Here is a 12,280-nt window from a genome sequence, read left to right as displayed (position 1 = left end):
TGAGCGCGACAACGAAAATCCAACATGGACCGCCGTCATGGCCGAGCTTCTTCTGATCAGCGACGACCCGGCCCGCACGGCACGGCTGGCACGCGACCTGCGAAACTTCGAGGGCTCGACCATCTACGACCTCTACGACGACGAGCCGTATCCGGGGCCGCCGCGACTGATCGTCAGCGACGTGAAGGCGCTGACCTCCGAGGCGCTTCAGCGCCTGCGCCAGGTGCTCGAGCGGGTTCGCGGCCAGCACGTGCCCTACGTCTGCCTGCTGCACGACGACGGCGGCCGCACGCGCGCGTACGCCGACCTCCTGGGCGCCTCCAGCCTGCTGAGCGCCGCCGCCGGCGCGGGTGCCCTGGTCGATACCCTGACGGGCCTGCTGGAGCGGGCGGCGCCGATACCGGCGGCGATGCAACGCTACGGCGAGATGGCCGAGCAGTTCCTGCGCAAGACCTTCGTGCCCGGCCGCTCGGTCACGCCGGCCGAGATCGAGGCCGGAACGAAGCTCGTGGCGAGCGCGGTGGAGGAGGTCGACATCCGCTCCTGGGTGCGCGCCGTCCGGCGCTTCGACGACGCCACCCACCGGCACTGCATGCTCGTGGCCGGGCTGTCGGCGGCATTCGGCGGCATCCTCGGCCTGAAAGCGGCCGACCGCCATCACCTCGTCAAGGCGGCCCTGCTGCACGACGTCGGCAAGATGGAGATCGACCCCGCCATCCTGAACAAGCCGGGCAGGCTCGACGACGGGGAGATGGCCGTGATGCGCACCCACGCCGCGCTGGGATACGCCATGCTGGTGGGGCGCGGGTTCGACGACACCCTGCTCGCGGTCGTGCGCTCGCATCACGAGATGCTCGACGGCTCGGGCTATCCTGACGGGCTCGCCGGCCGCGCGATCCCGGATCTCGTCCGCCTCGTCACGATCTGCGACATCTTCGGCGCGCTGATCGAGCGCCGCCCCTATCGCGCGCCGATGCCGAACGCGAAGGCCTACGACATCCTGGTCGGGTTGGGCGGACGGCTCGACACCGACCTCGTCCGCGCCTTCAGGCCGGTCGCGAACGCGTTCTGACGCCGCGCGCCCGGTCGCGCGCCCGCTCAATGTGCGGCGGGCGCGTCGTGGACGAGGTCGGCGAGCGGGACGCCGACCTTCGCCAGGGACAGGGGCGGCGTCCGGCCGCTCGGGAACGTCGTCTCCCACCCGCCGCCGAGCGCCCGCGACAGGGAGACGAAGTCGGTCGAGATCGCGGCGGTGGCCTGAGCCAGGTTGACCTCCGCCTGGAGCACGGTCTGCGACGCCTGCAGGACCGTGGTGAAGGTGTCGACGCCCTGCTCGTAGCGCGACCGCGACAGCGACAGCGCCTGGCGCGCATCGCCGACCTGCCTGGACAGGCGCGCCCGCCGGCCCTCGTCGGCGCGCAACGCGGCGAGCGCGTTGACGATGTCGTGCCAGCCCTGGAGCACAGCCTTCTGGTAGGCGATCGCCGCCTCCTGCTGCCGGGCGCGCTGGAGCACGAGGTTCGCCTTGAGCCGGCCGCCGTCGAAGAGCGGAATCGAGATCGACGGGCCGACGTTCATGTACTGCAGCGACGAGACCCGGAAGATCTTGCCGGGATCGACCGCGTTGCCAGTCGGGCTGGCGCTCAAGGTCACGGTCGGGAAGAACTGCGCCTCGGCGACCCCGATCTCGGCCACGGCGGCGTGCAGGTTGGCTTCCGCGGCGCGGATGTCGGGACGGCGCAGGACGAGGGTCGACGGGATGCCGACCGGCACCCGCGGCGGCACCGGCGGGATCGCCCGGGCGGTGACCAGCTCCTGCGACAGGGCGAGCGGCGCCTCGCCGAGCAGGAGCGAGATCGCGTTGATCTGCTGGATCTCCTGCTGCTGCAGCCCGGGCAGCTGCGCCTTGATCGCCTCGACCTGCTGCGCCGCGCTGGCGATGTCGAGGCCGGTGACGAGGCCCTTCTGCTGGCGCACCCGCACCACGTCGAGGATCTGCTCGTTGACGCGGATGTTGGCGAGGTTGATCCGCATCTGCTCCTGGGTGCCGCGCAGCTGCACGTAGTTGCGGGCGAGGTCGGACTGGCTCGAGACCAGGATGTCGCGGCGCTGATCCGCGGACGCGTCGGCCTGGGCCTCCGCGGCCTCGACCGAGCGGCGGACCCGGCCCCAGAGATCGAGCTCCCACGATGCGTCGAGCCCGAGGGTGTAGCTCTCGAACCCGTTGGTCAGCGGTGCGGTCGGGTTGGCGCCCCCCGCCCCGCCGCCGGTCAGGCCGCCGAGGGAGCCGGACAGGAGGCCGATCGTCCCGTTCTGGCTGTACTGCATGCGGTAGGCGTTGCCGGTGCCGCCGATCGTCGGCAGCGTCGCGGCGTTCGCGGTGGTGAGCTGGGCCCGGCTCTCGAACAGGCGCGCGGTCGCGGTCTTCACGTCGAGGTTCTGCGCGGCCACGCGCTCCTCGAGCCGGGTCAGGATCGGATCGCGGAAGGCCTGCCACCAGGCGATGTCCGGCTCGGCCTGGCTGGTGCGCGCCGTCAGGCGCCGTGCCGCCCGGGCCGGGACGCCGGTGTCGAGGTAGTCGCTCGCGTCGGCGAGCGGCGTCGACGGAACGGAGAAGTCGGGGCCGACCGTGCAGCCGGCCAGGCCGAGCATCGCGGCGAGCGCGAGGAGGGAGGCCCGGCCCGACAGCGCAGCCGAGGCCTTCGCGCGGGACCGGCCTTCGAACATTCGGCGGGATGTCATGTCAGTGTCCTCCGCCCTCGGCCTTGGCGGTCCGGGCCGATATCAGGAAGCAGAGCGGCACGACGAGGAACGCCAGCAGCGCCACGTATTGGTACACGTTGCTGTAGGCCAGGATCTGAGCCTGCTTCGTGTAGGTCTGGTAGGTCTGCGCGACGGCCTGCTGGTGCACCACCGAGGCGGCACGCCCGAGCGAGCGCAGCGTCTGCTCGGTCTCCTGGATCAGCGTGGCGTAGCCCTGTCGCAGCGGCGTCATGAACGTCGAGAGGTGGGCCTGGTCGGCCTGCGTCCGCTCCGTGACCGCGGCGGTCGAGAGCGAGATCCCGACCGAGCCGAACACGTTGCGGAACATCGAGAACAGCGCCGACGCGTCGCTGCGGTACTTCTGGGGCAGCGTCAGGTAGGCGACGGTGGAGATCGGCACGAACAGGAAGGCGAGCGCCGCCGTCTGGAGCGTGCGCATCCAGACCAGGGTCCGGAAGTCGATGTCGGGCGCGATCCGGCTCGAATAGAACATCGCCGCGCCCATGAAGGCGAACCCGAACATGATCAGGTAGCGGGTCTGCACGACCTTCATCATCAGGCCGACGAGCGGGATCAGCACGATCACCGCCACGCCGCCCGGCGACAGGATGAAGCCGGAATCGAGCGCAGTGTAGCCCAGCACCTGCTGCGCGAATTGCGGGATCAGGACCGAGCCCGCGTAGAGCAGGGCGCCGACCGCGCCGATGAGCAGGCAGCCGACGGCGAAGTTCCGGTCCCGGAACACCATCAGGTCGACCACCGGCGCCTTGGCCGTCAGCAGCCAGCAGATGGCGCCGAAGATCCCGAGGAAGGCGACGACGGCCATGATCCGGATGAAGGACGAGCTGAACCAGGCGTTGACCTCGCCGCGGTCGATCATGATCTGCATGCAGCCGATGCCGACGACGATCAGGGCCAGGCCGACGTAGTCGAGCCCGCGCGCGCGCTTCTCGGCCGCGGCCGGCGGGTCCTGGACCAGGTAGGCGTTGACGAACAGCGTGACGATGCCGACCGGCACGTTGATGAAGAAGATCCAGCGCCAGGTCGCGTGCTCGACGAGGTAGCCGCCGAGCGTCGGCCCGAGGACGGGCGCGACCACCGTCGCCACCGCCGTGACCCCGAAGGCCGCCCCGCGCTTGGCCGGCGGGAAGGTGTCCAGGATGATCGCCTGCTGGCTCGGCTGCAGGCCGCCCCCGAAGAAGCCCTGCATCAGGCGGAACAGGATGATCTGCCCGAGGCTCTGCGACAGCCCGCACAGGAACGAGGCCACCGTGAACATGCCGATGCAGATCAGGAAGTAGCGCTTCCGGCCGATCGTGTCGGAGAACCAGCCGGCGATGGTCAGCACGATGCCGTTGGCGACGAGGTAGGCGGTGAGCGTGTAGGTCGCCTCGTCGTTCGAAGCGGCGAGCGAGCCCGCGATGTAGGGCAGGGCCACGTTGACGATGGTGGTGTCGAGCACTTCCATGAACGCCGCCAGCGTCACCGCGATGGCGATGAGCCAGGGGTTGTGGGCGGGTTTCCAGCCGTCCGAGGCCCCGCTCACTTCAGCATCACCGTCGGCACCACGCTGATGCCGAGCGGCAGCGGCTCCTCCTTCCTCAGGCCGGAATCGATCACGATCTTCACCGGCACGCGCTGGACGATCTTGATGAAGTTGCCGGTGGCGTTCTCGGCCGGGAAGGCGGAGAATTTCGAGCCCGACCCGCGCTGGATCGACTCGACGTGCCCCTGCAGGTCGAGGTCGGGATAGGCGTCGATCGCGATCCGCACCCGCTGCCCGGTCCGCATGCCGTCGAGCTCGGTCTCCTTGTAGTTGGCCGTCACCCAGACGTCGGTGGTGACCAGCGACATGACCTGCTGGCCGGCGGTGAGGTAGTCGCCAGCGTTGACGTTGCGCTTCGTCACCCAGCCGTCCTGCGGCGCCCGCACCACGCTCCATTCGATGTTCAGGTTGGCCTGCTCGACCTGCGCCCTGGCCTGCTCGGCCTGGCCCTTGATCTGGTCGACCTGCTGCTCGGACTGGCCGATGTTCTGCTGGACCGGCATCGCCTGGACGAGGCGTGCCTGGGCCTGCTCGACCTGCGCCTTGGCCTGCTGGTAGTTGGACGCGTTGGTCTCGACTTCCTGCTGCGTCGTGGCCAGCTTGGGCAGGCTCCTCTGCCGGTCGTAGTTGGCCTGCTGCAGGACGAGGTTGGCCTTGGCCGAGTCGAGGTTCGCCTGCGCGAGCTGGAGGGCCGCGGGGAAGTTCTTCTTGGCGATCTCAACGCCGAGCCGCTGGCTGGCCATCTGCGCGTTGCTCGCGGCGAACTGGCCCTGGGCCTGCTCGCGGCTGTAGACGAACTGGCGCTGGTCGATGCGGAACAGCGTGTCGCCCTTGTGCACGAACTGGTTGTCCGTCACCTCGAGCGCGATCACCTGCCCGGCCACCTGCGGCGCGATCGTGACGATGTTGCCGTCGGTGTAGGCGTCGTCGGTGCTGATCGTCCCGCGGGTCGCGAGCCAGTAGGTCACGCCGCCCCCGGCGAGCAGCAGCAGGACCACCACGGCGATCCCGATGACCCAAGGCCGCCGCTTCCTGCGCGCGCGCTCGTCCGCTCCCTTGTCGTCTCCGTCCGATTTCTTGCCGCCGCGGTCGTCCCGGTCCTTCGCGTCGCCGCCCTTCCGATCATCGTCGTCCTGCCGATGGTCGTCTCGCCCATCGTGGTCTTGCCGATCGTCGTCGCCGTGCCGATCGTCGTCGCCTTGCCGCTCGCGGGCCTGCCAGCCCTCGGAGCGGTGGTCGCGCGCGTCGCGGCTGCGACGGGGATCTCCGTGATCCCGCTCGTCCGCGTACGGCTCCTCGTCCCTGCCGTCGCGGGGCCGATCCCGGACGACGCGCAACGCATCGCGGGCGGGGCGACGGCGGTCGTCGGCATCGCGGGCTGGCCCGCCCTGCCGGGGCGGCGAGCCGACGTCGAGCAGGTCGCGTCGACTCCGCGACGGCCTGGACAGGCCGGACGAGGTGCTTGCATCGACGTCACGCATGGAATGAATGCAAACCTTTCGTCCCACCGCACGTTCAGCGAGACGGCGTGGGCGATCGTCCGTACGGTGCGGCGAATTATCCGAACCGAACGTTTCGTTTCTACCCTCAATCTGGATGGTGATGTCAAGCGAAACGAACGGTTCGGCTGATGGCTCTCGGATTCGTGTGCCGCGCGGATCGCGCCGTCGCGAGGAGATCGCCGCTGTGGCAGAGCGCGTGTTCCTTCAGCACGGGTTCTCGGACACCACGATGAAGATGGTGGCGAACGAGGCCGGGGCCTCGACCGAGACGCTCTATCGCCATTTCGGCTCGAAGGACGACCTGTTCATCGAGGTCGTGAGCAACCGGACGCGCGATCTCAGGCAGCGGATCGAGACCGATCTCGGGAGCAAGGGCCCGCTCCCGGCGGTGCTCCGGGCCTTCGGCACGAACCTCTACGGCGCGATGATCATGCCCGAGATGACGGCGCTCGCCCGCATCATCGTCGCCGAGGTCCAGCGCAACCCGGCCCTCGGCGAGGCGTTCTACGCGATGGCGCCGGGCCGCACGCAGCGGCACCTGACCGACTACCTCGAGGCGGCCCGGCGCGACGGCGCGTTCATCGGCGACGACCCGTTGCTCGCCGCGACCATGTTCATCGGGTTGATCATCGGCAAGGTGGTTCCGGTGTGCCTGTTCATCCCCCACAAGGACGACGGCAGTCGCGCCGACATGGAACGGCACGTGGACGAGGCCGTCCGCATCTTCCTCGCCGTGTATCAGGCGGCGCGCCCCGCAGCGTGACGTGGGCCGGCTTCGTAGGCCCCGCGCTCAGCGCAGGAACCGACGGCGCGCCGGGGCGGCGACGAGGATCGCCGCCGGGCCGAGGGCGGCCGCGAGCATCACCACGAAGCCCAGCGTGATCATCGCAAGACCGTCGCCGGACGAGCGCGGGTGCCGGAGAAGCGCGCCGGCGTCACGGGCGCGGCCGGACGTGGAGGAAGCTGCGCTCCCCCGTCGCCGCCTCGGTCACGTGCTGGATCGCGTCGAGGAGGTCCGCCATCCGCTTCGGCGCCGAGGCGGGCATCAGGCGGCCGGCATCTACGCGCCGGGTGTCGGTCCGGCCGGCGGCGATCTGCGCCTGGCTCAGGGCATCGAAGTCGCGGCTGGGGCGTCGCTTCATGGCGGTGTCTCTCCTCGGGACACCGTGGCCGGCGCGTGGTTGATGAAGCGTTAACGCGGCGCCGAGGTCCGGCCCCGCAGCCTCACGCCGGTCTCGCCGTGTCCTCGGGGGCGACGGCGAGCCGGAGGAAGCTGACGACGCTCGCGACGGCGGCGAAGGCGCCACCGAGCCCCAGGGCGAGCGCCGGCCCGTGCGCATCCGCGATCGCGAAGCAGGCGGCGACGAGCGCGGCGCCCATGGTCTGGCCGAGGAGACGGGAGGTGGCGACGATGCCGCTCGCCCCGCCCGATCGCGCCGGCGGCGCGCTCGTCATGATGGCGCGCAGGTTCGGCGCCTGGAAGAAGCCGAAGCCCGCGCCGCAGATCGCCATGCGCCAGCCGATGTCGAGGACGGTCGGGCTCGCCGGCAGGGCGGCGAGCAGCCCCATGCCGACGGCGAGTCCGGCGAGCCCGATCCCGCCGAGCAGGCCCGGCGGGTAGCGGTCCGAGAGGCGCCCGGCCAGGGGGGCCATCAGCGCGACCACGACGGGCCACGGCGTCATTAGGAAGCCGGTCTCGACCTGCGTGCGCCCGAGCGTGTGCTGGAACAGGAAGGGCAGCGAGACGAAGGCGAGCCCCTGCGCCGCGAACGAGCACACCGAGGTCGTGGCGGAGAGGGCGAACAGCGGGCGCCGGAGGAGGTCGGCGGCCAGCATCGGCGCAGGATGCCCTGCCTGCCGCCGCAGCAGCAGCAGGAAGCAGGCGACCGAGCCGGCGGCCTCCGCCAGGATGCGCCAGAGCGGCCCCTCGTGCGCGGCCTCGCCGAGGCCGAGCACGAGCAGGGCGAAGGCGGACGCGTTGAGCAGCGAGCCGACCCCATCGAAGCGGTGGCCGGAGCGGCCGGTCTCCGGCAGCGCGGTCCAGGCCAGCACCAGGGCGGCGAGCCCGATCGGCACGTTGACGGCGAAGAGCCACGGCCACGGCGCCGCGACGAGAATCAGCGAGGCGACGGTCGGGCCGACCGCGAAGCCGACGCCGACCACGAAGGCGTTGAGGCCGACGCCGCGCCCGAGCTGGTGGGCCGGATAGATGAAGCGGATGAGGGCGATGTTGACCGCCATCAGGGCGCTCGCGCCGACGCCCTGGAGCACGCGGGCCGCGACGAGCGTCGGCAGCGACCAGGCCAGCGCGCAGACGAGCGAGGCGCCGGTGAACAGGATCAGCCCGCCGACGTAGATCCGCTGCTGGCCGACGATCTCGCCCAGCGCCGCGATCGGCAGCAGCGTCGCCACCACCGCGAGCTGGTACGCGTTGACGATCCACACCGAGGCGCCGGGATCGACCCCGAGATCGGCGGCGATGGTCGGCAGCGCGGTGTTGGCGATGGCGGTGTCGAGCGTCGCCAGCGCGACGCCGGTGAGCACCGCCACCATCGCCCGCCCGCGCTGGGCCGGAGGCAGGCCGTGATGGGTCGGCGTGCTCGACGGTGCGGGCGGAGGGGACATCGTGGGCTGGGGCTCGCGGCGGCAACGCGTGCTGCATGCGGCCATGGCGGGGATGCTGGCAAGTGCGCCGGCAAGCGCAACCACACGGTGTTGCTACGCTCCAGGTGCATATCTGCATCGGGCCGACCGCGCCGTCGGCGAACCGGCGGCCGCCATCGACCCTACACGGCTCTCCGGCCGGGCTTGGCGAGATCGCCTCCGCCCGGCCGTCGTGCCGGCCGACCGCGTCGTCGGAGGCTCAGCAGCTCAACCGCCGGCCTTCGCGCCGGCCGAACACCCGGTAATGCGCCGCGCCCGAATCCACCTGCCCGCGGCTCACCGCGCGGCGAACGTCGGGGTTGCAGCGAAGGTACTCGGCCTCGTCGAACCCGAAGCGGCCGCCGCCGCGGCCGCGGTCGTCGTAGCCCCGGTCGCGATCGCGGTAGCGGTCGTCGCGGCCGCCATACCCGGATTCGCGCTCGCCGTAGCCGTAGTCCCGGCCGCCGTAGGGCTGGGACAAGGCCGGCGCGACCGATCCGGCGATCGTCAGGCCCACCACCATCACCGTGCAAAGCGTCTTCATCGATCCACTCCCGTCGCTGGCACTTGCAACGGCGTGCGAAGGCTTTGGTTCACATCGGCTCGGAGCGCGCTGCGCCCGGGACTTCACGACCCGCGGCATGTTGCATCGCCTGCCGAACGTCGAGGACCGACCGGTCCGATGTCGCGTTGCCCCCGCATCACCCCTTCGGATCGCGAGGAAGATCGACATGGCACAACCCACCTTTCCCGACAGGCCGGGCCACGGCGCCAACAGCGTCGAGCATCGCATCGGCCAGGACGTGGACGGCGTCGACCAGCTCAGCAGCGTCGTCCTGATGGGCCTCGCGATCGGCGGCGCGGCGCTGGCGCTGATCCTGGTGCACTTCCTGATCGGCTGAGGCGGGTCGGCTGGCACCTTCTCAACCGGAAGGCGAGGAACGATCGGATCGTGGCCGTGGTTTCACGCCGTGGCACCGACCCGGTGCGGCAGCAAGGACCCGGCACCGATGACCAAGACCCGTCTCACAGCCTCTGCGATCGCGGCCGCGGCCTTCGGCGCCGTCCTGATGTCGGCCGGCGCCGTCTCCGCCGCGACGCCGGCGCCCGCGCCGAGCCTCGTCCAGCCCGAGGCCCCGACCGTGCAGGTGCGGATGACGCGCCGCTCGATGATGCGCCACCACACCATGCGGCGCCACATGATGCGCCGTGGCGGCGGACGGACGATCAGCACCAAGCTCGGTGCCAGGACGCGCTGAAGGCGCCTTTGAAGACGCGCCGATCGAAGCCCGACGATCGAGGGGCCCGGCCGGGGAGATCCAGGCCGGCTTTCTCGTGTGGAACGGAGACGGCGCAAGCTGGTTCTTCAGCAGAGTTTGGTAATTCACCGGAGGAAACACATTGTCTTTCAAGTCGATCACGCTCGCGTCCGCGTTCGTCCTGACCATGGGCACCGCCGCCTTCGCCCAGGGCGGAGCCTCCGACGGCGGCCCCGGCAGCCCGGGCGCGGGGCCGTCGGCCGGCGGCACGATCAGTGAGGGGTCGGCCGCGGGCCGGTCGTCCACCACCACCGGCACCGTCCCGAACGCAGGCACCACCGCGCCGAGCGCCACCACGGCGCCCGTCGCGCCCGGTGCCGCCGGCAACGGTGCGGGCCCGAGCGCGGGCGGCACCGTCAACAGCGGCAGCGCCCCGACCGCGAAGTAGGCTTCGCGACGACGGCACGTCGTTCAGCCCGCCCGGTTCGCCGCGGCGGGCTTCTTCGTGCGCTCGCCCGCCCTGCCGGCATCGCGCCCAAGGGCGGGGCGATGCGATCCCGCGTCGCCGCCGTGTCTCGCGCGCGACGGCGCCGTTTGACGAGACCTGCGCCGACCGGACCGGTGGACGCGCTGGAGATCCCCGTGCCGCACAGACAGCCGCTTCACCTCTGGATCGTGCGCCACGGCGAGAGCGCCGGCAACGTCGCCCGCGATGCGGCGCAGGCCTCGGGCGCGGCGCGGATCGACATCCCCGAACGCGACGTGGACGTGCCGCTGAGCCCGCTCGGCCACCGGCAGGCCGAGGCGCTCGGCCGTTGGTTCGCCAGCCTGCCCGAGGACCAGCGTCCGAACCTCGTCCTGGCCTCGCCCTACCGCCGCGCGGTCGAGACCGCCGAGGGGATCCGCGCCGCCGGTGCGCTGGCCGCGGACACCCCGCCGCTCCTCGTCGACGAGCGCCTGCGCGAGAAGGAGTTCGGGATCCTCGACCGGCTCACGCGCGCCGGGATCGAGCAGCTGCACCCGGAGCAGGCGGCGCTGCGCAGCGATCTCGGCAAGTTCTACCACCGGCCGCCCGGCGGCGAGAGCTGGTGCGACGTCATCCTGCGCCTGCGCGGCGCGCTCGACACGATGGCCCTGCACTACGAAGGCCAGCGCATCCTCCTCGTCGCCCACCAGGTGGTCGTCCTGTGCCTGCGCTACCTCCTGGAGAACATGACCGAGGGGGAGATCCTGGCGATCGACGCCGAGGGCGACATCGCCAATTGCGGGGTCACCGAGTACGTCCCCTCGGCGCGCGCCACACCCGGTGGTGCCCTCGACCTGATCCGCTACAACTTCGTCGCACCCCTTGAGGCACAGGGCGCCACCGTTACCTCCGAACCCGACACCAAGAGCTGAGCGACCGTCAGACCCTTGGGGCAAGGACCGGAGGGAAGCCATGAGCGCCGTCACACCGCTGACCGAGCACGTGCTCCGCGGCATGGCCCCTCCCGATCCGGACGGCGACAGCAAGGATGGGCGCGGCTGCGTGCTGATCGTGGCGGGCTGCACGGCGCTGCCGGGCGCCGTCCTGCTCGGCGCCAACGCGGCGATGCGCGTCGGGGCGGGAAAGCTGCAGATCGGCGTCTGCCGCGACCTCGCGATCCCGATCGGGATCGCCGTGCCGGAAGCCCTGGTGATCGGCCTGGCACAGACCGAGGCCGGCGGCATCGGGCGCGCCTGCGCCGACGATCTCGCGCAGCGGGCCGGCGCGAGCGACGCGATCCTGTGCGGGCCGGGGATGAGCGAGGACGCGGACACGGAAGCCGTGGTCGCCGCGCTCGTCCGTGGGGCGGACACGGCAGCCATCGTCCTGGATGCCGGGGCGCTCGCCGCGTTGCGCGCCGATCCGGACCTGACGCGCCGCCTGCCCAAGCCGGCGATCATCACCCCGCACGCCGGCGAGATGGCCAAGCTGCTGGACATCGACCGGGAGGCCGTCGAGGCCGACCCGCTGGCGGCGGCCCGCCGGGCCACCGAGCGCTTCGGGACGATCACGGTGATGAAGGGCGGCCGGACGCAGGTCGTCTCCCCCGACGGCCGCGCCTGGTGCTACGAGATGGGACATGTCGGGCTGGCGATCTCGGGATCGGGCGACACGCTGGCGGGCCTCATCGTCGGCCTGCTCGCGCGCGGAACCGAGCCCGAAGCCGCGGCCCTGTGGAGCGTCTACGCCCACGGCGAGGCGGGCCGCCGGCTGGCGCGCCGCTACGGCGGGATCGGCTTCCTCGCCCGCGAGCTTCCGGCGGAGGTGCCGTGCATCCTCGCCGAGGTGATGACTTAAGCCGCGGCACCGCCGCCGCCCCACGCATACGGGAGAACCATCGATGTCGGAGCCGCCGGACGACAACCTGGACCACTACGCGCTCGGCTTCTACGCGCCGGGCAAGAACCTCCGCCGCGAAGACTGCCCCTATGCCGAGGGCATGGCGGCCCACGACCAATGGCTGGCCGGGTACGACGCGGCGGTCCGCGGCGACAGGCTGGACGATCGTCCCGCGTGACGCGCCTGAACGGATCGCCGTAGT

The 12,280-nt window shown here is 71.4% G+C and carries 15 protein-coding genes; 9 read left to right on the top strand and 6 right to left on the bottom strand.

Translation table 11 applies throughout. From position 1 onward, the window contains the following. Window positions 1-37 precede the first annotated feature (37 nt). Window positions 38-1,072, top strand: a complete 1,035-nt coding sequence (locus tag MKK60_RS24620; RefSeq protein WP_243988897.1) for an HD-GYP domain-containing protein — start codon at window positions 38-40, stop codon at window positions 1,070-1,072. 26 nt (window positions 1,073-1,098) lie between these two features. On the opposite strand, the gene MKK60_RS24615 is transcribed toward MKK60_RS24620, so the two are convergent. Genes MKK60_RS24615 through MKK60_RS24605 form a run of 3 tightly spaced genes read right to left on the bottom strand, consistent with a single transcriptional unit; the run spans window position 1,099 to window position 5,310 of the window. Beyond that, the gene (locus MKK60_RS24615; RefSeq protein ID WP_243988896.1) at window positions 1,099-2,742 is read right to left on the bottom strand and encodes an efflux transporter outer membrane subunit; all 1,644 of its coding nucleotides are present in this window, start codon (window positions 2,740-2,742) and stop codon (window positions 1,099-1,101) included. 1 nt (window position 2,743) lies between these two features. Beyond that, the gene (locus MKK60_RS24610) at window positions 2,744-4,309 is read right to left on the bottom strand and encodes a DHA2 family efflux MFS transporter permease subunit (RefSeq protein ID WP_243988895.1); all 1,566 of its coding nucleotides are present in this window, start codon (window positions 4,307-4,309) and stop codon (window positions 2,744-2,746) included. After that, window positions 4,306-5,310: an HlyD family secretion protein gene (locus MKK60_RS24605; RefSeq protein ID WP_243988894.1), complete on the bottom strand. Its 1,005-nt coding sequence runs from the start codon at window positions 5,308-5,310 to the stop codon at window positions 4,306-4,308. The genes MKK60_RS24610 and MKK60_RS24605 overlap by 4 nt, the downstream gene beginning before the upstream one ends. A gap of 138 nt (window positions 5,311-5,448) precedes the next feature. On the opposite strand from MKK60_RS24605, the gene MKK60_RS24600 reads away from it, so the two are divergent. Together MKK60_RS24600 and MKK60_RS24595 are read left to right on the top strand one after the other, a co-directional pair. Then, window positions 5,449-5,940 carry a hypothetical protein gene (locus MKK60_RS24600; RefSeq protein ID WP_243988893.1) on the top strand — a complete coding sequence of 164 codons (492 nt, stop codon included), beginning with the start codon at window positions 5,449-5,451 and terminating at the stop codon, window positions 5,938-5,940. A gap of 55 nt (window positions 5,941-5,995) precedes the next feature. Beyond that, window positions 5,996-6,574, top strand: a complete 579-nt coding sequence (locus MKK60_RS24595) for a TetR/AcrR family transcriptional regulator (RefSeq protein WP_187275424.1) — start codon at window positions 5,996-5,998, stop codon at window positions 6,572-6,574. Between the two features lie 172 nt (window positions 6,575-6,746). On the opposite strand, the gene MKK60_RS24590 is transcribed toward MKK60_RS24595, so the two are convergent. From MKK60_RS24590 to MKK60_RS24580, 3 genes are all read right to left on the bottom strand, one after another. After that, window positions 6,747-6,953 (bottom strand): hypothetical protein, encoded by a 207-nt coding sequence (locus MKK60_RS24590; protein WP_147727098.1) that lies wholly within the window; start codon window positions 6,951-6,953, stop codon window positions 6,747-6,749. Between the two features lie 82 nt (window positions 6,954-7,035). Continuing rightward, complete coding sequence (locus tag MKK60_RS24585; protein WP_243950817.1) at window positions 7,036-8,436, bottom strand: MFS transporter; 1,401 nt, start codon at window positions 8,434-8,436, stop codon at window positions 7,036-7,038. 238 nt (window positions 8,437-8,674) lie between these two features. Beyond that, window positions 8,675-8,998: a hypothetical protein gene (locus tag MKK60_RS24580; RefSeq protein WP_147729602.1), complete on the bottom strand. Its 324-nt coding sequence runs from the start codon at window positions 8,996-8,998 to the stop codon at window positions 8,675-8,677. Between the two features lie 187 nt (window positions 8,999-9,185). Between MKK60_RS24580 and MKK60_RS24575 the strand changes: the two genes are divergently transcribed. The 6 genes from MKK60_RS24575 to MKK60_RS24550 all read left to right on the top strand — a co-directional run bounded on the left by MKK60_RS24575 (window position 9,186) and on the right by MKK60_RS24550 (window position 12,256). Next, window positions 9,186-9,356: a hypothetical protein gene (locus tag MKK60_RS24575; RefSeq protein ID WP_187274771.1), complete on the top strand. Its 171-nt coding sequence runs from the start codon at window positions 9,186-9,188 to the stop codon at window positions 9,354-9,356. Window positions 9,357-9,464: 108 nt separating this feature from the next. Further along, the gene (locus MKK60_RS24570; protein ID WP_243950813.1) at window positions 9,465-9,713 is read left to right on the top strand and encodes a hypothetical protein; all 249 of its coding nucleotides are present in this window, start codon (window positions 9,465-9,467) and stop codon (window positions 9,711-9,713) included. A gap of 142 nt (window positions 9,714-9,855) precedes the next feature. Next, the gene (locus MKK60_RS24565) at window positions 9,856-10,161 is read left to right on the top strand and encodes a hypothetical protein (protein WP_243932636.1); all 306 of its coding nucleotides are present in this window, start codon (window positions 9,856-9,858) and stop codon (window positions 10,159-10,161) included. Window positions 10,162-10,355: 194 nt separating this feature from the next. Beyond that, window positions 10,356-11,111 carry a histidine phosphatase family protein gene (locus MKK60_RS24560; protein WP_243988892.1) on the top strand — a complete coding sequence of 252 codons (756 nt, stop codon included), beginning with the start codon at window positions 10,356-10,358 and terminating at the stop codon, window positions 11,109-11,111. Window positions 11,112-11,151: 40 nt separating this feature from the next. Further along, window positions 11,152-12,036, top strand: coding sequence for an NAD(P)H-hydrate dehydratase (locus MKK60_RS24555; protein ID WP_243988891.1), 885 nt, complete (start codon window positions 11,152-11,154; stop codon window positions 12,034-12,036). Between the two features lie 43 nt (window positions 12,037-12,079). Then, window positions 12,080-12,256, top strand: coding sequence for a ribosome modulation factor (locus tag MKK60_RS24550; RefSeq protein ID WP_147729007.1), 177 nt, complete (start codon window positions 12,080-12,082; stop codon window positions 12,254-12,256). The last annotated feature ends 24 nt before the right edge of the window (window positions 12,257-12,280 follow it).

Source organism: Methylobacterium sp. J-092 (genome assembly GCF_022829325.1).
GTDB lineage: Bacteria > Pseudomonadota > Alphaproteobacteria > Rhizobiales > Beijerinckiaceae > Methylobacterium.
This window is presented reverse-complemented; position numbering and strand designations above follow the sequence as displayed.